Source organism: Nonomuraea jiangxiensis (assembly GCF_900099965.1).
GTDB classification, from domain to species: domain Bacteria; phylum Actinomycetota; class Actinomycetes; order Streptosporangiales; family Streptosporangiaceae; genus Nonomuraea; species Nonomuraea jiangxiensis.
In genome coordinates, this window is sequence record NZ_FNDJ01000016.1 from 105,159 (window position 1) to 127,007 (window position 21,849).

General features: G+C 69.8%; 22 protein-coding genes. 7 read left to right on the forward strand and 15 right to left on the reverse strand.

Going from position 1 to position 21,849, the window contains the following annotated elements; genetic code table 11:
- Nucleotides 1-2 precede the first annotated feature (2 nt).
- From BLS95_RS32330 to BLS95_RS32375, 10 genes are all read right to left on the reverse strand, one after another.
- Entirely contained in the window at nt 3-527 is a 525-nt protein-coding gene (locus BLS95_RS32330; protein WP_090940087.1) for a nucleotide exchange factor GrpE, read from the reverse strand.
- A gap of 1 nt (nt 528) precedes the next feature.
- The gene (dnaK, locus tag BLS95_RS32335; RefSeq protein ID WP_090940090.1) at nt 529-2,415 is read right to left on the reverse strand and encodes a molecular chaperone DnaK; all 1,887 of its coding nucleotides are present in this window, start codon (nt 2,413-2,415) and stop codon (nt 529-531) included.
- Between the two features lie 230 nt (nt 2,416-2,645).
- On the reverse strand, nt 2,646-3,317 hold the full coding sequence (locus tag BLS95_RS32340) for a TetR/AcrR family transcriptional regulator (protein ID WP_090940093.1): 672 nt from the start codon (nt 3,315-3,317) through the stop codon (nt 2,646-2,648).
- Nucleotides 3,314-4,789: an MFS transporter gene (locus tag BLS95_RS32345; RefSeq protein ID WP_090940096.1), complete on the reverse strand. Its 1,476-nt coding sequence runs from the start codon at nt 4,787-4,789 to the stop codon at nt 3,314-3,316. The genes BLS95_RS32340 and BLS95_RS32345 overlap by 4 nt, the downstream gene beginning before the upstream one ends.
- A gap of 49 nt (nt 4,790-4,838) precedes the next feature.
- Nucleotides 4,839-6,062, reverse strand: coding sequence for a cytochrome P450 (locus BLS95_RS32350; RefSeq protein WP_245765417.1), 1,224 nt, complete (start codon nt 6,060-6,062; stop codon nt 4,839-4,841).
- Between the two features lie 189 nt (nt 6,063-6,251).
- Nucleotides 6,252-6,527, reverse strand: coding sequence for a hypothetical protein (locus BLS95_RS32355; RefSeq protein ID WP_176993493.1), 276 nt, complete (start codon nt 6,525-6,527; stop codon nt 6,252-6,254).
- Nucleotides 6,528-6,784: 257 nt separating this feature from the next.
- Nucleotides 6,785-7,510, reverse strand: a complete 726-nt coding sequence (locus tag BLS95_RS32360; RefSeq protein WP_090940101.1) for a ThuA domain-containing protein — start codon at nt 7,508-7,510, stop codon at nt 6,785-6,787.
- An 11-nt stretch (nt 7,511-7,521) separates the two neighbouring features.
- Complete coding sequence (locus BLS95_RS32365; protein ID WP_090940104.1) at nt 7,522-8,796, reverse strand: cytochrome P450; 1,275 nt, start codon at nt 8,794-8,796, stop codon at nt 7,522-7,524.
- A gap of 1 nt (nt 8,797) precedes the next feature.
- The gene (locus BLS95_RS32370; RefSeq protein ID WP_090940106.1) at nt 8,798-8,998 is read right to left on the reverse strand and encodes a ferredoxin; all 201 of its coding nucleotides are present in this window, start codon (nt 8,996-8,998) and stop codon (nt 8,798-8,800) included.
- Complete coding sequence (locus tag BLS95_RS32375) at nt 8,995-9,612, reverse strand: TetR family transcriptional regulator (protein ID WP_090940109.1); 618 nt, start codon at nt 9,610-9,612, stop codon at nt 8,995-8,997. Before BLS95_RS32375 ends, BLS95_RS32370 begins: the two co-directional genes overlap by 4 nt.
- Before the next feature lie 117 nt (nt 9,613-9,729).
- Here BLS95_RS32375 and BLS95_RS32380 point away from each other — a divergent pair, with 117 nt between their 5' ends.
- Both BLS95_RS32380 and BLS95_RS32385 read left to right on the forward strand, forming a co-directional pair.
- On the forward strand, nt 9,730-10,596 hold the full coding sequence (locus tag BLS95_RS32380) for a S1 RNA-binding domain-containing protein (RefSeq protein WP_090940111.1): 867 nt from the start codon (nt 9,730-9,732) through the stop codon (nt 10,594-10,596).
- Between the two features lie 319 nt (nt 10,597-10,915).
- Nucleotides 10,916-11,650, forward strand: a complete 735-nt coding sequence (locus tag BLS95_RS32385) for a DUF4328 domain-containing protein (RefSeq protein WP_176993494.1) — start codon at nt 10,916-10,918, stop codon at nt 11,648-11,650.
- Nucleotides 11,651-11,686: 36 nt separating this feature from the next.
- On the opposite strand, the gene BLS95_RS32390 is transcribed toward BLS95_RS32385, so the two are convergent.
- The gene (locus BLS95_RS32390; RefSeq protein WP_090940117.1) at nt 11,687-12,181 is read right to left on the reverse strand and encodes a hypothetical protein; all 495 of its coding nucleotides are present in this window, start codon (nt 12,179-12,181) and stop codon (nt 11,687-11,689) included.
- 266 nt (nt 12,182-12,447) lie between these two features.
- Here BLS95_RS32390 and BLS95_RS32395 point away from each other — a divergent pair, with 266 nt between their 5' ends.
- Nucleotides 12,448-13,017 carry an ArsR/SmtB family transcription factor gene (locus tag BLS95_RS32395; protein WP_143043947.1) on the forward strand — a complete coding sequence of 190 codons (570 nt, stop codon included), beginning with the start codon at nt 12,448-12,450 and terminating at the stop codon, nt 13,015-13,017.
- 10 nt (nt 13,018-13,027) lie between these two features.
- The gene (locus BLS95_RS55980; protein ID WP_176993495.1) at nt 13,028-13,198 is read left to right on the forward strand and encodes a hypothetical protein; all 171 of its coding nucleotides are present in this window, start codon (nt 13,028-13,030) and stop codon (nt 13,196-13,198) included.
- Between the two features lie 206 nt (nt 13,199-13,404).
- On the opposite strand, the gene BLS95_RS32400 is transcribed toward BLS95_RS55980, so the two are convergent.
- Together BLS95_RS32400 and BLS95_RS32405 are read right to left on the reverse strand one after the other, a co-directional pair.
- The gene (locus BLS95_RS32400) at nt 13,405-13,869 is read right to left on the reverse strand and encodes a MarR family winged helix-turn-helix transcriptional regulator (RefSeq protein WP_218136088.1); all 465 of its coding nucleotides are present in this window, start codon (nt 13,867-13,869) and stop codon (nt 13,405-13,407) included.
- A gap of 171 nt (nt 13,870-14,040) precedes the next feature.
- Complete coding sequence (locus BLS95_RS32405; RefSeq protein ID WP_090940122.1) at nt 14,041-14,919, reverse strand: N-acyl homoserine lactonase family protein; 879 nt, start codon at nt 14,917-14,919, stop codon at nt 14,041-14,043.
- Nucleotides 14,920-15,095: 176 nt separating this feature from the next.
- Between BLS95_RS32405 and BLS95_RS32410 the strand changes: the two genes are divergently transcribed.
- The 3 genes from BLS95_RS32410 (at nt 15,096) to BLS95_RS32420 (ending at nt 19,574) form a co-directional block, all read left to right on the forward strand.
- Nucleotides 15,096-16,013 (forward strand): hypothetical protein, encoded by a 918-nt coding sequence (locus BLS95_RS32410; protein WP_143043948.1) that lies wholly within the window; start codon nt 15,096-15,098, stop codon nt 16,011-16,013.
- Nucleotides 16,014-16,146: 133 nt separating this feature from the next.
- Nucleotides 16,147-18,183, forward strand: a complete 2,037-nt coding sequence (locus BLS95_RS32415; RefSeq protein WP_090940127.1) for an ArnT family glycosyltransferase — start codon at nt 16,147-16,149, stop codon at nt 18,181-18,183.
- A 134-nt stretch (nt 18,184-18,317) separates the two neighbouring features.
- Complete coding sequence (locus tag BLS95_RS32420) at nt 18,318-19,574, forward strand: bifunctional glycosyltransferase family 2/GtrA family protein (RefSeq protein WP_090940130.1); 1,257 nt, start codon at nt 18,318-18,320, stop codon at nt 19,572-19,574.
- A gap of 19 nt (nt 19,575-19,593) precedes the next feature.
- Here the strand turns inward: BLS95_RS32420 and BLS95_RS32425 are convergent, their stop codons facing one another.
- Together BLS95_RS32425 and BLS95_RS32430 are read right to left on the reverse strand one after the other, a co-directional pair.
- Entirely contained in the window at nt 19,594-21,054 is a 1,461-nt protein-coding gene (locus BLS95_RS32425) for a sensor histidine kinase (RefSeq protein WP_245765418.1), read from the reverse strand.
- A 13-nt stretch (nt 21,055-21,067) separates the two neighbouring features.
- Nucleotides 21,068-21,799 (reverse strand): response regulator transcription factor, encoded by a 732-nt coding sequence (locus BLS95_RS32430; RefSeq protein WP_281250052.1) that lies wholly within the window; start codon nt 21,797-21,799, stop codon nt 21,068-21,070.
- Nucleotides 21,800-21,849 lie beyond the last annotated feature (50 nt).

Below are 21,849 nucleotides of genomic sequence, written 5' to 3' on the forward strand. Positions count from 1 at the left end.
CGCTACTCCACCTTCTTCGCGACCGCCACGGTCGCCGGGCGGAGCTGCCGCTCCCCGTCGCCGTAACCGGGCCTGAGCACCTCCACGACGGTGCCCGGGTCAGCGTCGGCCAGTTCGACGGTCATCACCGCGTCGTGGCGGGCGGGGTCGAAGGGCACGCCCGTCTCGTCATGGCGGGGGTAGCCGAGCCCGGTCAGCACGGCGACGGCCTGGTCCCGTACCGCGCGTACGCCGTCGAGGACCGGGTCCGCGGCGTCCGGCGCGTGGCTCAGCGCCAGCTCCAGGTTGTCCACGACGGGCAGCCATTCCGAGGCCACCCTGTCCCGCTCCTCGGCCCTGGTGCGCTCGGCCTCCCGGGCGATGCGCTTGCGAAGGTTGTCCAGGTCCGCGACGGCACGCAGCCAGCGATCCTCCAGCTCCACCAGCTTCACGTCCGTCTCGTCGGGCACGGTCTCCGCAGGAACGGGTTCCGCGGGTGCTCCGGGCTGCGGCTGCTCCGCGGGAGGTTCGGGTGTGTTCTCGTTCATGTCACTCGGGCTCCGACGTCGTGAACTCGGCGTCGATCACGTCGTCCGTACCGGCCGGGGCGCCTTCCTTCCTGCCCTGCGGCGGCACGCTGGGCCCGGCGGCGGCCCCGAGCCCGTGGTAGACCTGCTGCAGCTCGCCGTTGAGCGCGCGCAGCCGGTCGATCGGCGCCTCTTCCTCGATCGCCTGCCGGGCCTCCTCGACGAGCTGCCCGGCCCTCGCCTTCTCGTGCACCGGGACCGCGTCACCGAGCTCCTCCAGCCGGCGCTCCACCCGGTAGGCGACGGAGTCCAGCTCGTTGCGCGCGTCGATGGTCTCCCGCAGCCTGGCGTCCTCGCCGCGGTGCCGTTCGGCGTCGGCGACCATCCGCTCGATCTCCGACTTGTCCAGGTTGGAGCTCTCGCTGATGGTGATCCGCTGCTCGGCGCCGGTGTCCTTGTCCCGGGCCGAGACGTTGAGTATGCCGTTGGCGTCGATGTCGAAGGTGACCTCGATCTGCGGCACTCCGCGGGGCGCGGGCCGGATGTTCTCCAGCCGGAAGCGTCCCAGCACCCGGTTGTCGGCGGCGCGCTCCCGCTCGCCCTGAAGGACGACGATGTCCACGGCGTTCTGGTTGTCCTCGGCCGTGCTGAAGACCTCCGTACGGCGGGCCGGGATCGTGGTGTTCCGCTCGATGACCTTGGTCATGAGCCCGCCGAGGGTCTCGACGCCCAGCGAGAGCGGCGTGACGTCGAGCAGCACGACGTCCTGCACCTCGCCCTTGATGATGGCGGCCTGGGCCGCCGCGCCGATGGCGACCACCTCGTCCGGGTTCACCGTCATGTTCGGGTCCTTGCCGTCGGTGAGCCGGCGCACGAGGTTCTGTACGGCCGGCATCCGGGTCGAGCCGCCGACCAGGATCACCTCGTCGATGTCCGCGGGCCGGAGCTTGGCGTCCTCCAGCGCCTGCTTGACGGGGGCGATGCAACGCTCGACCAGGTCGGCCGTGATTTTCTCGAACGTGGAGCGCATGAGCGTGGTGTTGAGGTGCTTCGGCCCGGTGGCGTCCGCCGTGACGAACGGCAGGCTGATCGTGGTCTGGGTCACCGCCGAGAGCTCGACCTTGGCCTTCTCGGCCGCCTCGAAGAGCCGCTGCAGGGCCTGCGGGTCGTTGCGCAGGTCAATGCCCTGGTCCCGCTGGAACTCGTCGGCCAGGTGATCGACGATCCTGCGGTCGAAGTCGTCGCCGCCCAGATGCCCGTCCCCGGAGGTGGCGCGGACCTCCACGACCCCTTCGCCGATGTCCAGAATGCTGACGTCGAACGTGCCGCCGCCCAGGTCGAACACCAGCACGGTCTCGTTGGCCTTCTTGTCCAGCCCGTAGGCCAGGGCGGCGGCGGTGGGCTCGTTGATGATCCGCAGGACCTCCAGCCCCGCGATGCGCCCCGCGTCCTTGGTCGCCTGGCGCTGGGCGTCGTTGAAGTACGCGGGCACCGTGATGACCGCCTCGGTCACCTTCTCGCCGAGGTGCTTGGCCGCGTCCGTGACGAGCTTGCGCAGCACCAGCGCCGAGACCTCCTCCGGCGCGTACTGCTTGTCGCCCACCTGGAACCGGACGGCTCCCTGCGGCCCCTCCACCACGTCGAAGGAGACGGCGTGGATCTCGCTCCCGACCTCGTCGTAGCGCCGGCCGATGAAGCGCTTGGCGGAATAGATCGTGCCCTTGGGGTTCAGGATGGCCTGGCGCCGCGCGAGCTGGCCCACCAGCCGTTCTCCCTGGTCGGTGAAGGCCACCACCGAGGGTGTCGTACGCGAGCCTTCCGCGTTGGGCAGCACCGTGGGGTGGCCGTCCTCCGTGGCGGCGATCACCGAGTTGGTGGTGCCCAGATCGATGCCGACTGCTTTAGCCATTGCTCCGCCCCCTACCGGTTCGCCTGCCCGGAAGCTGTGCCGGCCGCCGGAGGCGCTCTGAACTGCGGCAACCCGTCGGCGTGGCGCCGCGCCCGTGCGTCCGTCGCCGCCTCCAACTGCCCTAACCAGGACGAAGACCAGCGAACCCGCCCATGGGGATCAGCGCCATTCTCTACCGAAGATCTCCGAACACCTGACCGTGAGCTGACCGGCCGCGGCGGAGGCGTCGATCAGGCGCTGCCGAGCAGGGCCGAGCTGAGCCCGCAGATGGCGGTGATCAGGGTCTCGCCCAGCCGCCGCCAGGACCGCTCGGCCTCGGCCGCCGGAATCCGCCCGCCGGCCAGGTCGGCCTCCAGCTCCGCGCTCATGTGCACGATGAGCTGGCGGGTCATGGCCGCGTTCCTGGCGGTGAGCTCGGGGTCGCGGTCCTGCCCGCGCGGCGGCCGGAGCTGCTCCAGGCGGCGGAACGAGGGCGTGCGCAGGTGCGCCTGGATCACGTACTCGCGCAGCGAGGGCTCCACCACCGCCTGGGCGAGGAACCGCCCGTACCAGGAGGGGGTGCCCAGTTCGATGTGGTGCTCGATGCTCGGCACGATGACGCAGGCGATCCAGTCCCGCAGCGACACCTCGCCGGAGCCCTCCAGCGCGGCCGCCATCGGGGCGCGGTGCCGCTCGATCGCTTCCGCGTGGCGGGTGAGTATCGCCTGGATCAGCTCGTCGCGGGTGCTGAAGTGGTACTGCACGGCGGACTTGTTGCGCTGGCCCGCCGCCTCGCCGATCATCCTGATCGAGACGTTCGCGAACCCGTGCTCCGCGTAGAGCCGCTCCGCGGTGTGCATCAGCTTGTCCCTGGCGCGTGCCGAGCGGGTGGACGGCGTGACATCGGCCGCGCTGGCTTTCATGAAAGATCCCTGATCTCGTCTTTCCTAGCCGCCCGTGACTCGTCCGGCGGCACGTTCTCCTCGTACGCTCCCCGCCGGCCCGGGATGAAAACCGCGATCACGAACGCGAGCAGCGCCGCGCCCCCGCCGATGAGAAGGGCGGTCCGGAACCCGTCGAAGGAGGTCACGCTCTGCGTCCCGAACCGGGTGACCATGTGGGCCAGTACGACCGAGACCACGGCGCTGGACGTCGAGGTGCCGATCGAGCGCATGAGCGCGTTCAGGCCGTTGGCCGCGCCGGTCTCCGACGTCGGCACCGACGACATGATCAGCGCGGGCATCGCGGCGTAGGTGATGCCCACCCCCGCGCTGACGATGCAGCCGAACACGATGATCTCCCAGACGCCGTCCATCAGCACCGTGCCCAGGCCGTAGCCTGCGGCGATCACCACCGCCCCCGCCATCAGTGACACCTTCGGCCCCCACCCGGTCGACAGCCGCGCCGCGAGCGGCGACATCGCCATCATCACCAGCCCGCCGGGGGCCAGGCACAGGCCGATCACCAGCAACGACTGGCCGAGACCGTATCCCGTCGCGGTCGGCAGCGCCAGCAGCTGCGGCAGCACCAGCGACATCGCGAACATGGCGAAGCCCAGCATGACGGAGGCGACGTTCGTCAGCAGCACCCGGCGGCGCGCGGAGATCCGCAGGTCCACCAGGGGCCGCGGCGAGCGCAACTCCCACCAGCCCCACAACGCCAGGATCACCGCGGCGGCGGCGAACAGCCCCAGCGTCGTGAGGCTCGTCCAGCCCCAGTCGCCGCCCTTGGAGATCGCCAGCAGCAGGCACACCAGCCCGGCCGACAGCCCGGCCGCGCCGACCAGGTCGAACCGGCCGCCGGTACGCACCGGCGACTCCGGCACCACGACCAGCACGACGACGGCCACCACCGCCCCGAACCCGGCCGAGACCCAGAACAGCGCGTGCCAGTCGGCGATCTCGGCCAGCACCGCGGCCCCCGGCAGCCCCAGCGCGCTGCCCACGCCCAGGGACGAGCTCATCAGCCCCATGGCCGAGCCGAGCCGGTCGGCGGGCAGCTCGTCGCGCATGATGCTGATCCCCAGCGGGATCACCCCGGCCGCCGCGCCCTGCAGCGTACGGCCCACGATCATCGGGATCAGCGAGCCGCTGACGGCGCATACGACGGACCCGGCCACCAGCAGGCACAGGCAGATCATCAGGATCCGCCGCTTGCCGTACATGTCGCCCAGGCGCCCGAACACCGGGGTGGCCACCGCGCCCGCCAGCAGGGTCGCGGTGATGGCCCACGAGGTGTTCGAGGCCGAGGCGTGCAGCAACGCCGGCAGTTGCGGGACCAGCGGGATCACCAGGGTCTGCATGAGCGCGACCATGATGCCCGCCAGGGCCAGCACCGCCACGGTCATGCGGCCGCCCGGCGCCGGCTTCGCGGCGCCGGGGACCGCTGTCGTCATGGAGACTCTTCGCGGAGTGCCGCCGGCTCCCGCCGCCGGTGCTCAGGAGTCACCAGGTGACCCATACGTCCTGGAGCCCTCCGGACATCCCACCGGTACGCAGTTGCAGGCGGTCCGCGGAGTCCCGCAGCCGCAGGCCGGGCAGTCGCCGGATCAGGGTGCTCAGGACAACCTGGAGCTCCACCCGGGCCAGCGGCTGCCCGAGGCAGTAGTGCCTCCCGGCGCCGAAGGTGAGGTGCTGGGCGCTGTTCTCCCGGCGCGGGTCGAAGCGGTCGGGGTCGGGGAACTTGTCCGGGTCGCGGTTGGCGGCGGGGACGTTCGGGATCATGGTGCTGCCCGCCGGGCACTTCGTCCCGCTGAGCTCGATGTCCTCGGTGAGGAACCTGGGCACCCCGCCGATCGCCGACAGCGTGCTGTCCAGGCGCAGCACCTCCTCCACGGTGCCCGGGACGAGCTCGGGGTCGTCGATCACGGCCTCGTAGCGCTCACGGTCCGAGAGCAGCATCGCGACCATGATGGCGATCATGTTGGAGGTCGTCTCGTGGCCGGCCAGCAGCAGGCCGCGTACGGTGGCGATGAGCTCGCCCTGGCTGAGCCGGCCGTCCTCGGCGTCGCTGATCTGGGTCAGCTCGCTGAGCAGGTCGTCGCCCGGGTCGGCCCGGTTGCGGTCGACCAGGTCCGACACGTACGCGGTGAACTCCTGGTAGGCCCGGTCGACCTCGTCCTGCGTGTAGCGGGTCAGCGTCAGCATGACGCGGGACCAGTGCGCGAACTTGTCCTGGTCCTCGCTCGGCGCGCCGATCAGCGCGCAGATGACCCGCACCGGAAGCGGCAGGCCGAGCCCGGCCGACAGGTTACCCGGGGAGCCCTTGGCCAGCATGGCGTCCAGCAGGTCGTCGGTCATCGCCTGGACCCTGGGCCGCCACACCTCCATCTTGCGTGCCGTGAACCAGCCGCTGAGCAACCGGCGCCAGCGCATGTGGTCCTGTCCCTCGCCGACGCTCGCGGAGCCGTCCCTGCGCCGGCTGAACAGGCCGCCGTCCTCGGTGGTGGACAGCCGGGCGGCGCCCTCCCTGGCGAGGTTGCGGCTGAACCGGGGGTCCGCCATCACGGCGCGGGCGTCGTCGTACCTGGTCACCATGGTGGCGGTGTCGCCACTCGGCAGCCGTACGTGCGCCACCGGGCACTTCTCTCTCAATTCCGCCAGCAGCGGCGGCGGCTCCAGGGCCGTGGGTCGGTCGAAGGGGAAATCTGGAATGGCTTCAGCAGTCACCGTGTCCTCCAGCTCGGCTGCCCGACCTATCCGAATATAAGGCGACTGCCTTATTGCGGCAATCGTCATGGAAGGTGTCAAGTCTCGTGGTCGCTGGAGAAGACCTTGCCCCAGACGCCGCCCGGCCGAACGCCATCCCGGTCAACGCCATCGGACCGGCCAACGGCGGCGTGGGTCAGGCGGCGTGGGTCAGGCGGCGTAGTTCCGCAGGACGCGCAGGGCGTCCGCGGCGTGCGGGCCCTCGGCGGTGAGGCCGGCCTGCTCGGGCGTGAGGCGGCGGGCGCCGACCCGGCAGAACTCCGCCGCCGGGCCGGCGATCCGGGCCGGGTCGCCGAAGGCCCAAAGGGTCCCATCCGGCGCGGTCAGCTCACAGCGGACCGGGGCGTCCGGGAGCCCGGCGAGGGCGGCCGCGCGCCAGCGCGCTAGCAACTCGCCCGGCGGCATCCCCCGCTCGGCGACGACCATCCGGTCGGCCAGCCCGTCGACGGTGACCTCGGCGGACGCGTCGAGAAAAGCCTCGGCCTCCCCGGCGGGCTGACCGCCGATGGCCTATAGAACAATATTGGGTCAACCCCGGGCGAACGCCGTTACCGCATCCTCGTCAAAGCGTCTGTCAACTTTCTCTCCACAGAATCTATACAAACAGGATGAAACGTCCTAATCTCGACATCGCTCCAGTCGTTTTGCGACTGGAGCACCAAACGTCCAGGGCCTGCCGCGCGTCATTCCGCCGCCGGACCGCGGCAGGCCCACAACATCCCTCTCTCGATGATGGTGCGCACGCTGTCGTGCCGCAGGACGTCGAGGCTGTGCCCGGGGGTCGTGACGAAGATCCGCCCGTCCCCCCAGCGCCGCGTCCAGACCGCCGGGGAGGTGACCTCCCGGTGCCAGGGGTCCCACGGGCGGACCTGCTGCGTGGTCGTTGCCAGCACGTCGATGTAGTCGTCGGTCAGCACCCAGTACTGCTCGGTGACGAGGTCGAAGTCCGCGATGCCCGCGGTGATGGGGTGGGTGGCCGCCGCGGGAAGCATGTTCACGGTGTACGGCACGAAGTTGTGGTCTGGCGAACCCTCGTACCACTCGGCCGGGTCCTTGCCCGGATGACAGGCGAACTGGCCGCCGATGAGGTGCAGGTAGTCGGAGGAGGCGCGGAAGGAGTCGGCGATGCCGCCGTGCCAGCCCGCCATCCCGGTGCCCGCGCGGATCGCCGCCTCCAGCCCGCGCAGCTCGGCGGGCTCGATCGTGCCCATGGTGTAGCACTGCACGACGAGGTCCACCCCGGACATGAAAGCGGAGTCCGCGTACGGTGCCGGAGAGTCCGCCAGGACCACCTCGAACCCGTGCTTGTCCAGGAAGGGCACGAAGAGATCGGTGGCCGCCACCGGGACGTGCCCCTCCCAGCCACCCCGTACCACGAGGGCTCTGCGCCCGTTCTCCCTGCCGTCCATGGTCACCCCGATCAGCCGCCGATGCCCAGCGGAAGCGTACGCGGCCCCCGGACCTGCCCCCGGGCCCAGGTCACCCCAGCCGGGTCGGCGAGGTGGAACCGCGGGATCCGCTCCAGCCACACCTCCAGGGCGATCTGCAGCTCCATGCGCGCGAGGTGCGAGCCCACGCACCGGTGGATGCCCAGGCCGAACGCGGCGTGCCGGTTGACCTCGCGGTCGATGACCACCTCCCCGGCCCGGTCGAACTGCGCCGGGTCGCGGTTGGCCGCCGGGAACGACAGCAGGATCCAGTCATCGGCCTTCATGTCGACGCCGTTCCAGCTCATGTCCTCCTTCACCAGCCGCGCCATCGTGACCGGCGCGTACACCCGCAGGAACTCCTCCATCGCGGTCGGCAGCAGCCCCGGCTCGGCGACCAGCCGCTCGCGGTCGGCCGGGGTCTTCGCGAGGTGCCACAGCGACGCGCCGATCGCGCTCCACGTCGTGTCGATGCCGGCGATGAGCAGCAGGGCCATCGTGCCGGCCACGTGCGACGGCTCCAGCTTACGACCGTAGAGCTCGGCTTCGATGAGGTAGGTCGTGAGGTCGTCACGCGGCCGGTCGACGTGATCGCGGATCTGCGCGAGCAGGTAGTCGAACAGCCCCGACATCCGGGCCTGGCGCTCTTCCGGCGGCAGGTTGACGCCTTCGAGCACGTTCTCGATGAACTCGCTGAACCGCGGCCCGTCCTCGGGCGGGAAGCCCAGCATGTCGGCGATGACCCGGATCGGGATGTGCTGCGCGTAGTCCCGGGCGGCGTCCACGACGGCCTGCCCCTCGAACGCGTCGATCAGCGAGTGACAGAACGCCCGCGTCGCCGCCTCCCGCCGCGCGACCGCGGTCTTGGTGAACGCCGGGAGCAGCAGCTTGCGCGCGTCCCGGTGGAACGGCGGGTCGGAGGAGATCGGCGGTGTGCTGCCCACGGGGGCCAGATCGCGGGGCGGCCGGAAGTTGCTCATGACGATCGACCGCGACGAGAAGCGCTCGGTGTCGTACGCGATGGCCGCGACGTCCTCGTAGCGCGTCGGCAACCACCCGCCGCCGAACCGCTCGGTACGCGCGATCGGGCAACGCTGCCGCAGATCGTCCTGGATGGGATAGGGGTCGGCCGCCCACTCGGCCTCGACATGGGAGAAGTCGGTCGCCCAGTCCGTCACCGGACCGGTGATGATCTCGCTACGCGTGCCGGGTGGCAGCTCGCCCTGCCCCTCCCGGTAGTCCTCGACGAAGCGATCATCGACGCTCATGTCATGCCTCCTCGATGAGGTCGATCGCCCTTTCCGGGCAGTTGGACACCGCCAGGCGCGCCGCGCGCTCCCCCGCGGCCGGCACGACACCGTCACCGGCGACCTGCCCGTAACCCTCGTCGTCCTCCCCGAACAGCTCCGGGGCCAGGGTGTAGCAGCGGCCGTGGCCGTGGCACCGTTCCTGGTCGATCTGCGCTTTCACTGCGTGGCCCTCCTGGGTGAGGTGAGGTCGGCGGGGGCGAGGGCGGTCACGACGCGGGTGAGCAGCGCGGTCCACTCCTCGTCGTCGACCTGGTGCAGGTCCGGGGTCACGAGCGCGCTGCCCATCGCGAGCAGGAGACAGAAGTGGGCGAACGCGTCCGGCGACAGCGCGCGATCCAGCTCACCTCGGGCCTGCGCGACGCGTACGAGCTCGCCGATGTAGTCGGCGCGCTCACCCACGTAGTCCCGCATCGGCCCCGCGACGTCCGCGTCACGCCGGGCCGCCACCAGCGCCTCGACCAGGAGGTGTCCACGGGCGTCGCGCCGCCGCGGCAACCGGCGACCTGCGGCCACCAGCGACTCGGCCACGGACCGGTCGGGATCGCCGGCGAACAGGTCGGCGAGCAGCCGCCGCCCGTGCTCCCGCAGCGCCGCCACCAGTAACTCGGCCTTCGACCCGAAGTGCGCGTAGAGCGCCCCGTTGCTCACGCCCGCGGTCGCGGCGATGTCGGCCACCCGGGTGCCGTCATAACCACGCTGCGCGAAGACATCGGCGGCGGCCCGCAACAACCGCTCCCGCGTTTCCGCAGCCGTTACGCCCGCTATGCGGCCCATGCCTAAATTAAAAGGGCATTCATTTGATTGGTCAAGGTTCCTGCAGTAGGCGGGTGCTGTTGTCTGAGGCGCTTGCCAATGTCAGTACGGCCCGGCATTCGTGGGAGCCTTGGAGCCATGGGGGCGGTGGAAGACGAAGAGTCCCTGGCCGCGTTCCTGAGGACGGTGAACGTCGGCGACGTCCTCACCGGGACCGTCGCGGAGGTCACGCAATCACAGACGACCGTGCTCCTCGACGCCTTCACCAGTGATCCGATCGGCATCATCGGCCCGCTCGATCGTTCCTGGCGGTCTGAACCTCTTGAAGTCGGTGGCCGAGTCTCCGGCGAGGTCATCGCCGTTGATCTCCGAGAGCGGCAGGTCCGGCTCTCGCGGTCGGCGACCGAGAATCCCCAGCTCTGGGCCTATCTGAAGGCGCTGCGTCCGGGGCAGCGGCTGGCCGGCACGGTGGCCGCTATCGAACGCTTCGGCGTCTTCGTGGATCTGGACGATGGACCCGACCATCCCGTCTTTCCCGGCGTTGGCTTCATCACCATGCCCGAACTGTCCTGGCGCCGCTTCGAGGACCCATCCGAAGTCGTTTCCGTGGGAGAGCACGTCACCTGCGAATTCCTCGTCTTCGACACCTATAACGGCGAAGCCCGCTTGTCGCTGCGCGCCACCCGGCCCGACCCGTTCCAGCAGTTCGCACGCCGCGTACACGTGGGGCAGATCCTGCACGGTTCGGTCACCAAAGTGGTGCCCATCGGCGTCTTCATCCGCGTGGCAGACGGCATTGAAGGTCTGGTCCACGTCAGTGAACTGGCTGCCACGACTGTTGAGGCATCAGGCGATGTGGTCCAGGTCGGCGACGAGGTCACCGTGATCATCACTGAGATCGACGTGCAGCGACGCCGGCTCGCCCTGTCGCGCCGCCAAGCCCCCGAGAAGGCCTGGGACCTCCCATCACCTGCACCTGGGAATCCGCGCGATCCCGCAGGCTGATCTGTCTCCCAGCCACCATCTATGGGCGGTGGTCACAGCTTCGCTCTCAGCGCCTGACCAGCCGGGCCATCTATCGCACTAGAAGCGTGCGCGCTAGAAGGTTCGGCCCGGGTGAGGCTGTGAACGACACTTGTGGGGAGAAAGTACAAATCCCGGCTTCATCACGAGAGGATGCCGGGTCGGACAACTGATCCACTCCTGGTTCGTGGCCCGACATACTGGTTCGTCCCGATTCCGAAAGGGCCGCGCCATGTATCCGCCATCCCCTTCCCACCCTGGCTACCCGCCACCGCCGATACCCTTACGCCCGGTCCGGGGCGTGGCCATCTTCGCCGTGGTGGCCCTGGTGTGCGACTCCCTCATCGGGATCGTCGCGGCTGTGATAGACCTCTGGTACGCCTCGCTCGTGGACCGCATGATCGTCGACCTCGACTCCGTGTCCGAGGCGGAGATCGACACGGGCGACCTCGTCTACGGCCTGTCCGGCATCCTCGAGACGGTCGTCTACCTCGTGGCCGTCGTGGCGTTCCTGGTGTGGTTGTTCAGGGTCAGGGCGAACGCCGAGATCCTCTCACCCGGCGGCCACCGGCACACCCCACCGTGGCTGATCTTCGGCTGGGTGGTGCCGATCGTCAACTTCTGGTTCCCGAAGCAGATCGTGGACGACATCTGGTACGCCTCCTCCCGCACCCCCTCGCCTCCTCGGGGCCTGTTCAACGCCTGGTGGGCGGCCTGGCTGATCGGCACCTGGGTGGCCAACGTGGCCGGCCGCCTGCTGTTCAACGCCGAAGAGCTGGAGTCGCTGGCCGCCGCCGCGCGGTTCGACGTGGTGGGCATCGTGCTGATGCTCATCGCGGCCGTGCTGGCGATCGGCGTCATCCGCAAGATCACCGAGGCCCAGGAGGCTCACCGCTCGACGGCCGCCGCCGGCATGACCCCCGGAGGCATGCCTCTCGGCAGCACGGCTTCCGGCGCCCCCGGTGGTATGCCTCCCGGTGGAATGCCTCCCGGTGGTATGGCCGGGGCTCCCGACCGCGGCTACCCGGGGTACTGACGGTCGGTGCCGGCGGGGCGCCGACCGAGGACTCGTCTAGCGTGCTCTCATGAACCACTGCGCGTCGCTGATGGCGCGGATCGCCCCCTGCCGCACTGTCGTGTCATCGGTGGTCTGCAGGTAGCCATTCGTCTCAGAGCTTCTGAGGGTGTAGATGTCGTTCTCGGTGAACGTGTTCTTCCAGTGCCTGCTGGTCCAGTCCTCGCAGGTGCCGGACGAGACCGGGTTCGTCGAGATCAGGCACTTTCCCGTCCACTTGTTCTTCAGCAGTCGGAATTCGGTGTTCCACTCGCTGTTGACCCAGTGCCACTCTTGGGCGTTGGCGGCGGTGTCGCAGGTCACCATGCGGATCTCGCCGCTTTCGTAGGTCGACAGGCATTTGCCGTTCCCGCGGTTCAGGAACGACCAGTAGATCACCGCGGAGGCGTTCGCCTCATCGATGGCGGACGCTGCGACCGCGGCAGGGGCGGGCAGGGCGATGCCCACGGCGGCAAGCGTGCCTATGGCGATCATCGTCAGTCTCTGGTACATCAGCGTCTCCTTTGAGATGGACGCTCCACAAGATGAGCCAGGACGCTGAGCTGACCCTTAAAACTCGCTGAAACACACGGTTGCACGGACAAGGGCGCGCGCCTGCTGGGCAAGCCCATCGACTGCACGAACGTGCGGTGATCACCTCGAGGACTTCGGTGTGCCCTCGACCGTGCCTGCGTTCGAATACATCTGGCCAGCGCGCGATTTCCAAGATCCAGTAGGCGTCTTGAGCATCTTCACCTGCTGGTCCTACCGTCGTGGCCATGCAACAGATCGATGACCCGGACGTGCTCAAGGTTCTGACCAGCCGCTTTCGGATGAGGCTCTTCAGCCTCCTTTTCCAGATTGGCCCGGTCACGGTGAGCGAGCTCGCCAGACGGATGAATGCCGACCCCGGCCAGGTCAGCTATCACCTGCGGCAACTGCAGAAACATGACTTGATCGAGGACGTGCCGGAGCTCGCCCGGGACAGCCGGGAACGCTGGGTGCGGCCCGCTATGGGCGGGCTGGTAGTGGATAGGGACTTCGAAGCACCGGAAGCCAGAGCCGCGTTGCAGGCGTGGACTTCACAGTGGGTGATCGACCAGTTCGAGCGGCTGCGCGACTTCAAACGCACTCACATGACGCTTCCCGAGGACTGGCGCAACGCGGGCTTCGGAAGCAGCCGCCACCTACGACTCACCAAGGACGAGTTGGCGCAGCTCGCCGACCAGCTCAATGCCGTGTTGCAGCCGTGGCGCGAGCTGACCAAATCACGTGTCGAATCGAGCGAGGCACCGCCGGATACACGCCCGATTTTCATCTTCTACCACGCATTCCCCGAAGAGCCCTGAGGAGCCTTCCATGTATGCCATGCATGAGGAGTGGGGCCGCGCCTACCTCGCTGAGCGGCGAGCCGAGGCCGCACAGTTACGCATGATCCCGCCGCGCTCGCGCCGGCGTGTTCTTCCGCGCCTCCGCGGCCGGTTCGCGATCACCCTCCGCCGCCTCGCCGACCACCTCGAACCCGCCTGATGGCCCGTACGAGTATCCGCAGGCGTACCGGCAAACGCCTACGCCAGGTGCGGTTCTCCCGTCCGCCGGCACGATCATGCTGGTTTCAGGGCCTCCAAGAAAACGGAGTGGTTCATGAGCAGCGGCGGCTGGCGCTGGGCTTGGCCGGCTCCGTGGTGAGGCCAGCTGCTGGTGGCGGCAACTCACGCCGGTGTGGGCAGGTGCGATCAGGCTGAGAAGCTTTCTTTGCGTCGTCGTACCTTTTCGCCGGCGGGGAAGTGGTCGGCCACGGTTCGGAGCGTGGTCAACGTGGGTGTGATCGGTTGTCCGGCGAGCATGTCTTCGATCGCGTCGTTCAGGTCGTCCTGGACCGTTCTGACGCGCTCGGCCAGTTGCCTGCCGGCTGCCGTGAGTGTCAGGGTAACGTGCCGTCTGTCGCTCGTACTGATCGTCCGCTCGACCAGCCCCGCGGTCACGAGCCGGTCGACCAGCCTGCTCGGATTCACTCCCGACTCGCATACCAGCAGTTCACCGAGTCCCGAGAGGGTGAGGGGCCCGCGTTCGTCAAGGACGCTCACCACCTCCGCCTGGGCCGGCGTGAGATCGAGCGGGCGGAGCGCGGCGGCGAGCACCCGGTTGCCCTCTCGCTGAATCGCCAGGACCAGGTAGCGGAACTCTTCGGCGTCCTTCACCGGTGCGGATCCTCTCTCGGCGGAAACTCTCAAGGAGCGCCCTGTAGGTGCCATTCTTCTTTGTAGGCGCATGCTACGGCATCTGATGACGTGTCATCGAATGGCCTCGGGCGACCGTCTCCGCGCCGTGGGCCTCGATGATCTCCTTGAGAACGCGGAGGTTCTCGGTCTTCACGCCCTTTGCGCGCGGCTGAGGGCCCCGGCGAGGCGATCGGCCGCTCCGGGGTCGTGGGCGGCCAGAACCGCCAGGTCAGGCATCGTGGCGCGCAGGGCGTTCACCTTGTTCACCGCGTCACGCATCTGCTTCTTGTCGCCTACTCCGGGCAGTGCGCCGGCCGCCAGAAGGTCGTCGTCGTAGGTGAGATCCCCGACCAGGATCAGTGGCGCGTGGTCCGGGCGGCGGATCAGCATGGAGAGCGAGCCTGGTGTGTGCCCTGGAGTGGCCAGCAGCAGGAGGCTTCCGTCGCCGAACAGGTCATGGCCGGTGCTGAACGGTGCCACCGTCGGATCCGCGAGCGGTTCGGGTGTTATCCGCTTCCAGCTCAGTCCCGGTAGGTCGATGTGCGATGGCATCAGGCCACGTGCCTCAGGAAGCGGCTTGTGCAAGGACTCCCATTCCGCGTGGCTGATGACGATGTCGGCGTGGCCGAGCAGGGGCAGCCCGCCGATGTGGTCCTGGTGAAGGTGGGAGATCACAGCGGTGTCCACGTCGTCGATGGCGTACCCGAGTCTGGACAGGCCGGCCGTCAGCGTCTCGTCCGGTTCGATGGCGAATTTCGCGAGACGCGAGTAGATCAGCTTGTTGAACCCGCCGGGGAAGTAGTTCGGATCGGTCACGGACGCCCGGTCCTGCCCGGTGTCGAACAGCACCAGGCCGTCGCGATGCTCGATCACGTAGACGTTGATCGGCAGGGGAGTTGTCCATCGCGTCGAGGTGAACAGCCAGAAATAGGGGTTCTTCCATGTCGGTCCAACATGCTCCGGCCGGATGGCCACTGAGCCGGTGCTGAGGACGGATACACGCTTGATCGGATCTGTCGAAGCCTTCATCGGAAACCTCCCAGTGATGATCTATGTCGTGTCATTAAGTTACACGACATAGATTCGAGGTTGCAAATTCCCAGTGTTTCGGGCGGGATGTGGCCGGCCTCCGAGGCGATCAGCGCGGGGCCGGGTCCCGCGAGGGTCTCGCCCGCACCGGCCCCTGGCGGCTACTCTCTACTCCTATGCGATCACGCAGCGGCGTCGAGGTGGAAGCCCTCGCGTTAACGGCCGCCGAGGTGAGGCAGCAGATCACGCGCCGCCTGCTACCGGACAAGGACCAGGCCGAACGCCCCATGTACGTCGGAGACGACGTCCTGAGCTGCCCGCAGTGCCAAGGCCCGCTCACCGGCGGCCACGCCGCCAGTGGCTGGTACCCCGATCCCCTGAGCGCGTCCTATACCTGTGCCGGCCCTGACTGCGCCGAGGTCCACGCGCCCGTGACCGCGGTGGATCAGGAGCTGCAGAAGCTGACCGCCCGGCGCCTGTCCCGGCCCGCGATCGTCGCCGTCTGGCGCGAGAGACGCGTGACGGAGCTCGACGAGCAGATCGAGACGGCCCGCGCGGTGCTCGCCTGGTGCCGCGACAAGCGGGGCGGACGACTGCGCGAGCTGGTGAACTGGCTGTTCATGGCCGTGCACCTCCACGACAACTCGCTCGACGCCTACGCCGGGTGGCTGGCCGACCTCGTCATCGAGCGGGCCGGCCTCTCCGGAGGCACTCCCCACGGGCGACCGCTGGCCGACCTGTCGAGTGCGCGCAGCGCGTACGTCCTGCATCGCCGTACCAAATTCGGCCACACCCGACGTCAGGTACGCCGCGCGCTCGGGGGCCGCAACCAGCACAGAGCATACGAAGCCGAGCTGGACCGGCTCCGGAACCGGTACTGGGACCTGCTGAACGCCACCGACTGGCGGCATCCGGGCCCGCTTCCGCTTCCCACGGACGACAAGGCCCTGCGAGAGGACTGGGGGCGCTCCCCCACCACCATGACGGAGCGGCGACGGTCACTGCTGCTCACGGCGCTCGGCCAGGACCAGATCACGCTCAACCCGCCGACGGAGTCGAGATCCCGCGTCCGCGTGATCTCCGGGCAGAGCTGACGACCCGGACGGCGGCCAGGCGTCGGAGCGAACACCCCCCACCGCGCTCACAGGTCACACACAGCGTCGGCACATGGCTCGGACAGGCCGGCGGCCGACAGTGGTCGAGTACGCATGGATGAAAGGACGCGCCATGAGCTCGACATTGCCCGCAACGCCGGTGGACCGGCCGCCGCCCGATCCGGCGCGTGGCGGGCAGAGCAGCGGCGCACCCGGTGACGGCACCCGATGGGTGCGTCCGGCCCTGCTGGCACTCCTGCTGGCCACCGCCGTGCTGTACCTGTGGGGCCTGGGCACCTCCGGCTGGGCCAACTCCTTCTACGCGGCCGCGGCACAGGCCGGCTCGCAGGATTGGACGGCCTTCTTCTACGGCTCCTCGGACGCGGGCAACTCCATCACTGTCGACAAGACTCCCGCCTCGCTGTGGGTGATGGCCCTGTCTGCCAGGCTGTTCGGCGTCAACGCCTGGAGCCTGCTCGTACCGCAGGCCCTGATGGGCGTCGCCACCGTCGCGCTGCTGTACGCGACCGTGCGGCGCTGGTACGGCCCGGCCGCCGGACTGGTCGCCGGCGCCGTGATGGCGCTGACGCCGGTGGCGGTGCTGATGTTCCGCTTCAACAACCCCGACGCGCTGCTGGTGCTGCTCATGGTCGCCGGTGCGTACGCGATGGTCCGCGCCGTGGAGAACGGGGCCACCAGGTGGCTCGTGTGGGCCGGCGTCTTCGTCGGCTGCGGCTTCCTGGCCAAGATGCTCCAGGCGCTGCTCGTGGTCCCGGTGTTCGCGCTGGTCTACCTCGTCGCCGGGCCGCCCAAACTGGGCAGGCGTCTCCTCCAGCTCCTGATCGCGGGGCTCGCGCTGGTCGTCTCGTGCGGCTGGTACGTCGCCGTCGTGGAGCTGGTGCCCGCCTCGACGCGCCCCTACATCGGCGGCTCCCAGAACAACAGCCTCCTGGAGCTGACCTTGGGCTACAACGGCCTCGGCAGACTGAACGGCAACGAGGTCGGCAGCGTCGGAGGACGGCCGGGCGGCGGCTGGGGGGACACCGGATGGACGCGCATGTTCGACGCCGCACAGGGCGGCCAGGTCGCCTGGTTGCTGCCCGCCGCTCTCGTGCTGCTGGTCATGGGCCTGGTGGTGACGGCCCGCACGGCACGTACCGACCGGACCCGTGCCGGGTTCGTGCTGTGGGGCGGCTGGTTGCTCCTCCACACCGCGGTGTTCAGCTTCATGGCCGGCATCTTCCACGCCTACTACACGGTGGCCCTCGCCCCTGCGATCGGCGCGGTGGCCGGCATGGGCGCGGTGACGCTGTGGAGGCGGTGGAAGAGCCCCTGGGCGCCGCCGGTCGCGGCCGTCACCGTGGCGGTGACCGCATGGTGGTCCTTCGAGCTGCTCGGCCGCAGCGCCGACTTCCTGCCGTGGTTGCGCTGGGCGGTGCTGCTGGGCGGGGTCGCGGCGGCGTTGGGGCTGCCGGCCTCGGCTCACCTGAGCGTGCGCGCGACCACGGCCAGCGCCGCCCTGACGTTCGTCGTGGTCCTCGCCGGGCCTGGCGCCTACGCGATGGACACCGCCGCCACCCCCCACGCCGGCTCCATCCCGTCGGCCGGCCCCTTCACCGCCGCCGGCCCTGGCGGCCGGGGCGGCCCCCGGCCGGGCGGTGGCCCGCCACCGGGTGCGGCCAGGGGCATGCCAGGTGACGGCACGATTAGGGACGGCAACGCTCAACGCGGTGGCTTCCCGCGTGGCGGGACGCCGCCCAACGGCCTGCCCGGTGGCGGCGCCTGGAGAGGCGGCGGCGGCATGGGCGGGCTGCTCAACGGCTCCACCCCTGGCGCGGACACGGTCAAGCTGCTCCTGGACCAGGCCGGCTCCTACACCTGGGTGGCCGCGGCGATCGGGTCGCAGAACGCCTCGGGCTACCAACTGGCCACCGGTCATCCGGTCATGCCCGTCGGCGGCTTCAACGGCAGTGATCCATCCCCCACCCTCGCCCAGTTCCAGCAGTATGTCACCGACAAGAGGATCCACTATTTCATCGGCGGCGACCGCGGCCCCATGCGTGGCGACGGTGGCGCCTCCGGGCAGATCTCCGCCTGGGTGACCGCCACCTTCAAGCCCACCACGGTCGACGGCCTCACCCTCTACGACCTGACCACCCCGGCCTCCTGACCGGCCCACCACGAAGGCGGCCCCCCGTACCCCGGGGAGCCGCCTTCCGCGCTGTGCCGGGCGCCGCCCGGCTTCACAGCCTCGTCACAGCACGACCACAAAACCCTGACAGCCGCCCCGGCGACGGTAGGACCATGAGCACCTCAGCGTCATCCGCCTCCGTCACGGCCCCACGATTGCCGGCGAACGCCCCGGTCCTCGACGTCGTGGTGCCGGTCCACAACGAGCAGGACGACCTCGAACCCTGCGTGCGCCGCCTGCGGCACCACCTGGTCAACGAGTTTCCCTATACGTTCCGCATCACGATCGCCGACAACGCCAGCACCGACCGCACCCACCAGATAGCGGTGGGGCTCGCCGCAGAACTGCCCGAGGTCTCCTACGTACGGCTGGCCGCGAAGGGGCGGGGCCGCGCGCTCAAGCACGCCTGGTCGGCCTCCGACTCGCCGGTGCTGGCCTACATGGACGTCGACCTGTCCACCGACCTGGCCGCGCTGCTGCCCCTGGTGGCCCCGCTCATCTCCGGCCACTCCGAGCTGGCGATCGGCTCCCGGCTCACGCGCGGCGCCCGCGTGACCCGCGGCCCCAAGCGGGAGATCATCTCTCGCTGCTACAACCTGCTGCTGCGCGGCACGCTGTCGGCCCGCTTCTCCGACGCGCAGTGCGGCTTCAAGGCCGTCCGCGCCGACGTGGCCGCGCGCCTGCTGCCCCTGGTGCAGGACACCGGCTGGTTCTTCGACACCGAACTGCTCGTCCTGACAGAACGCGCCGGCCTGCGCATCCACGAAGTCCCCGTCGACTGGGTGGACGATCCCGACAGCCGCGTCGACATCCTGCGTACCGCGGTCGCCGACCTCAAGGGCATCGCCCGCCTGGTCACGGCGCTCGGCACCGGCCGGCTGGCTCTCAGTAGCCTGCGCGAGCAACTCGGGCGCTCCCCGCGACCGGTGCCCGGCGTGCCCGCCGGCCTGACCGGGCAACTCCTGCGCTTCGCCGCCGTCGGCATCGTCAGCACCCTCGCCTACCTGCTGCTCTATGCCCTGCTGCGGACGCAGACCGGCGCGCAGACCGCCAACCTCGTCGCCCTGCTCGTCACCGCCGTGGCCAACACCGCGCTCAACCGGCGTTTCGCCTTCGGCGTGCGCGGTACCGGCCGCCTGTGGTTGCACCAGGCCCAGGGCCTGCTGGTCTTCGCCGTCAGCCTCGGCCTGACCGGCGGCTCCCTCGCCCTGCTGCAAGCCCTCGCCCCGGCTCCCGCCGCGCCCCTCGAACTCGGCGTGCTCGTGGCCGCCAACCTCGCCACCACCTGCCTGCGGTTCCTCCTGCTGCGCACCTGGGTCTTCGGCGGGGTCCCAAGCGCCGTGGCCAGGCGCCGGCCGCCCCGCTCCTAGCCTTGGTGGGAGGAAACCGTCAGGTGCGGGGCAGGCGGACGGTGAACCGGGTTCGGCCCGGCGCGCTGTCGACCTCCACGGTTCCGCCCTGCTCGCTGAGCACCGCGTGCACGATGGCCAGCCCGAGCCCGGTGCTGCCGGAAGTCCTGGAGCGGGAGCCATCGCCGCGGGCGAACCTCTCGAAGACGTACGGGAGCAATCCGGCCGGGATGCCCGGGCCGCTGTCGGAGACCTCCAGCACGGCCTGCCCCCCGCAGGTGCCGACAGTGACCGTGACAAGGGTGCCCTCGGGGGTGTGCGTGCGCGCGTTGGCGAGCAGGTTCGCCAGCACCTGCTGCAGCCGCCCTGGGTCGCCGAGCACCGTGACCGGTTCCTCGGGAACCTCCAGCCGCCACTCGTGCCCAGGCCCCGCGGCGTGGGCGTCGCTGACCGCGTTGACGGTCAACATCGACAGGTCGACAGGTTCGTGCGCGAGCGGACGGCCGGCGTCCAGGCGGGCCAGCAGCAGCATGTCCTCGACCAGGCGGGTCATCCGCCGGGCTTCGGACTCGACCCGGCTCAGCATGTGCGCCACTTCGGGCGGCACCGGCTCCCGGGCGCGCCGGCCGAGCTCCGCGTAGCCGCGGATCGCCGCCAGCGGGGTGCGCAACTCGTGGCTGGCGTCGGCGACGAACTGGCGCACCTGCGTCTCACTGGCGTGCCGCACCTCCAGCGCGTTGCCGACGTGGTCGAGCATCCGGTTCAGCGCCGCCCCGACCTGGCCGACCTCGGTGCCCACGTCGGCATCCGCCTCCGCGACCCGCTGCGGCAGGACCACCTCGCCGCGGTCGAGTCTCAGCCGCGACACCCGGGTGGCGGTCGCCGCCACCCGGGACAGCGGCCGCAGCGCCCGCCGTACGATCACCACGCCGAGGTAGGTCACCGCCAGCACCACCAGCACGCTCACCCCGCCCACCACACCGGCCACCAGGTACAACGTCTCCTTGGTGTCGGCCAGCGGCAGCCCGGTGACGAAGACCACGCCGTCAGGCATGGTTCGCGCGATGAGGCGATACTCGCCCAGGGCTCCCAGGTCGTGGCTGCTCGGGGGGCCGTCCACCGGCACCGCCAGCAGCGTGGCGTCGAGGCCGCTGACGACCGGCGGCGGCTGCCCGTCCTCCACCAGCACGTCGGCGTTGACCACTGTGCCGTGGCAGATCCGCGCCGCCAAGGTGCCGATGACCTGCCCGGGTGGGAACTGCCGAGCACGCGGCTGCATGCAGTCGCGTGGACCCGGCGGGGGCAGCCGATCGTCGAAGCCGCGCGGCGCCCGGTTCGCCGCCGCGCTGAGCTGGTCGTCGACCCGGTCGTAGAGCGCCTTGTTCAGGGTCAGCTCGGCGGTCACACCGACGACCAGGAACGCGGGCACCAGCAGGGCCGCCATGGCCGCCACCAGGCGGGCCCTGAGCGACCAGCGCGCGGGCTCGCGCCACCGGCTCACAGGGGGCGGCGGCTCACTCCCCGGGCCTGAGGACATACCCCGCGCCGCGCAGTGTGTGGATCATGGGAGCCCGGCCCGCGTCGATCTTCTTGCGCAGGTACGAGATGTAGAGCTCCACCACGTTCGCCTGGCCGCCGAAGTCGTAGTTCCACACCCGGTCCAGGATCTGCGGCTTGCTGAGCACCCGGCGTGGGTTGCGCATCAGATAGCGGAGCAGCTCGAACTCCTTGGCCGTCAAGGTGATCGGCTCGCCGGCCCGGCGAACTTCGCGGCTGTCCTCGTCCAGGACCAGATCCCCGATGACGAGCTGGGAGCCGGAGCGCCGCTCCGATCGGGCGGCCCTGCGCATCAGCCCGCGCAGCCGCGCCACCACTTCCTCCAGGCTGAACGGCTTGGTCACATAGTCGTCGCCGCCGGCCGTCAGTCCCGCTATCCGGTCCTCCACCGAGTCCCTCGCGGTCAGGAACAGCACCGGCACATCGGCCCACTCCGCGCGCAACCGCCGCAGAACCTCCAGGCCGTCGATGTCGGGCAACATGACGTCCAGCACGACGGCGTCCGGCCGGAAGTCGCGGGCCGCCCGTACCGCGCTCAGCCCGTCTCCGGCGCTGCGCACCTCCCAGCCCTCGTAACGCAGTGCCATGGACAGCAACTCCGCCAGGGTGGGTTCGTCATCCACCACCAGGACCCGCACCGGGCCGCCATCGGGTCGGCGTAGCTGCCCGAAGGCATTCGCATTCCCCATCGTCATCATCCGATCGTCGGCAAAGACGCTGTGCGCCCCCTTTCGTCAAC

Coding starts and splice junctions, on each gene's coding strand:
- BLS95_RS32360 (WP_090940101.1), bottom strand. CDS start 7,510: ATGGACGGCAGGGAGAACGGGCGCAGAGCCCTCGTGGTACGGGGTGGC.
- BLS95_RS32415 (WP_090940127.1), top strand. CDS start 16,147: ATGAGCTCGACATTGCCCGCAACGCCGGTGGACCGGCCGCCGCCCGAT.
- BLS95_RS32410 (WP_143043948.1), top strand. CDS start 15,096: ATGCGATCACGCAGCGGCGTCGAGGTGGAAGCCCTCGCGTTAACGGCC.
- BLS95_RS32330 (WP_090940087.1), bottom strand. CDS start 527: ATGAACGAGAACACACCCGAACCTCCCGCGGAGCAGCCGCAGCCCGGA.
- BLS95_RS32380 (WP_090940111.1), top strand. CDS start 9,730: ATGGGGGCGGTGGAAGACGAAGAGTCCCTGGCCGCGTTCCTGAGGACG.
- BLS95_RS32345 (WP_090940096.1), bottom strand. CDS start 4,789: ATGACGACAGCGGTCCCCGGCGCCGCGAAGCCGGCGCCGGGCGGCCGC.
- BLS95_RS32340 (WP_090940093.1), bottom strand. CDS start 3,317: ATGAAAGCCAGCGCGGCCGATGTCACGCCGTCCACCCGCTCGGCACGC.
- BLS95_RS32390 (WP_090940117.1), bottom strand. CDS start 12,181: ATGTACCAGAGACTGACGATGATCGCCATAGGCACGCTTGCCGCCGTG.
- dnaK (WP_090940090.1), bottom strand. CDS start 2,415: ATGGCTAAAGCAGTCGGCATCGATCTGGGCACCACCAACTCGGTGATC.
- BLS95_RS32355 (WP_176993493.1), bottom strand. CDS start 6,527: ATGGTCGTCGCCGAGCGGGGGATGCCGCCGGGCGAGTTGCTAGCGCGC.
- BLS95_RS32365 (WP_090940104.1), bottom strand. CDS start 8,796: ATGAGCGTCGATGATCGCTTCGTCGAGGACTACCGGGAGGGGCAGGGC.
- BLS95_RS32430 (WP_281250052.1), bottom strand. CDS start 21,799: ATGGGGAATGCGAATGCCTTCGGGCAGCTACGCCGACCCGATGGCGGC.
- BLS95_RS32395 (WP_143043947.1), top strand. CDS start 12,448: ATGCAACAGATCGATGACCCGGACGTGCTCAAGGTTCTGACCAGCCGC.
- BLS95_RS32420 (WP_090940130.1), top strand. CDS start 18,318: ATGAGCACCTCAGCGTCATCCGCCTCCGTCACGGCCCCACGATTGCCG.
- BLS95_RS55980 (WP_176993495.1), top strand. CDS start 13,028: ATGTATGCCATGCATGAGGAGTGGGGCCGCGCCTACCTCGCTGAGCGG.
- BLS95_RS32405 (WP_090940122.1), bottom strand. CDS start 14,919: ATGAAGGCTTCGACAGATCCGATCAAGCGTGTATCCGTCCTCAGCACC.
- BLS95_RS32375 (WP_090940109.1), bottom strand. CDS start 9,612: ATGGGCCGCATAGCGGGCGTAACGGCTGCGGAAACGCGGGAGCGGTTG.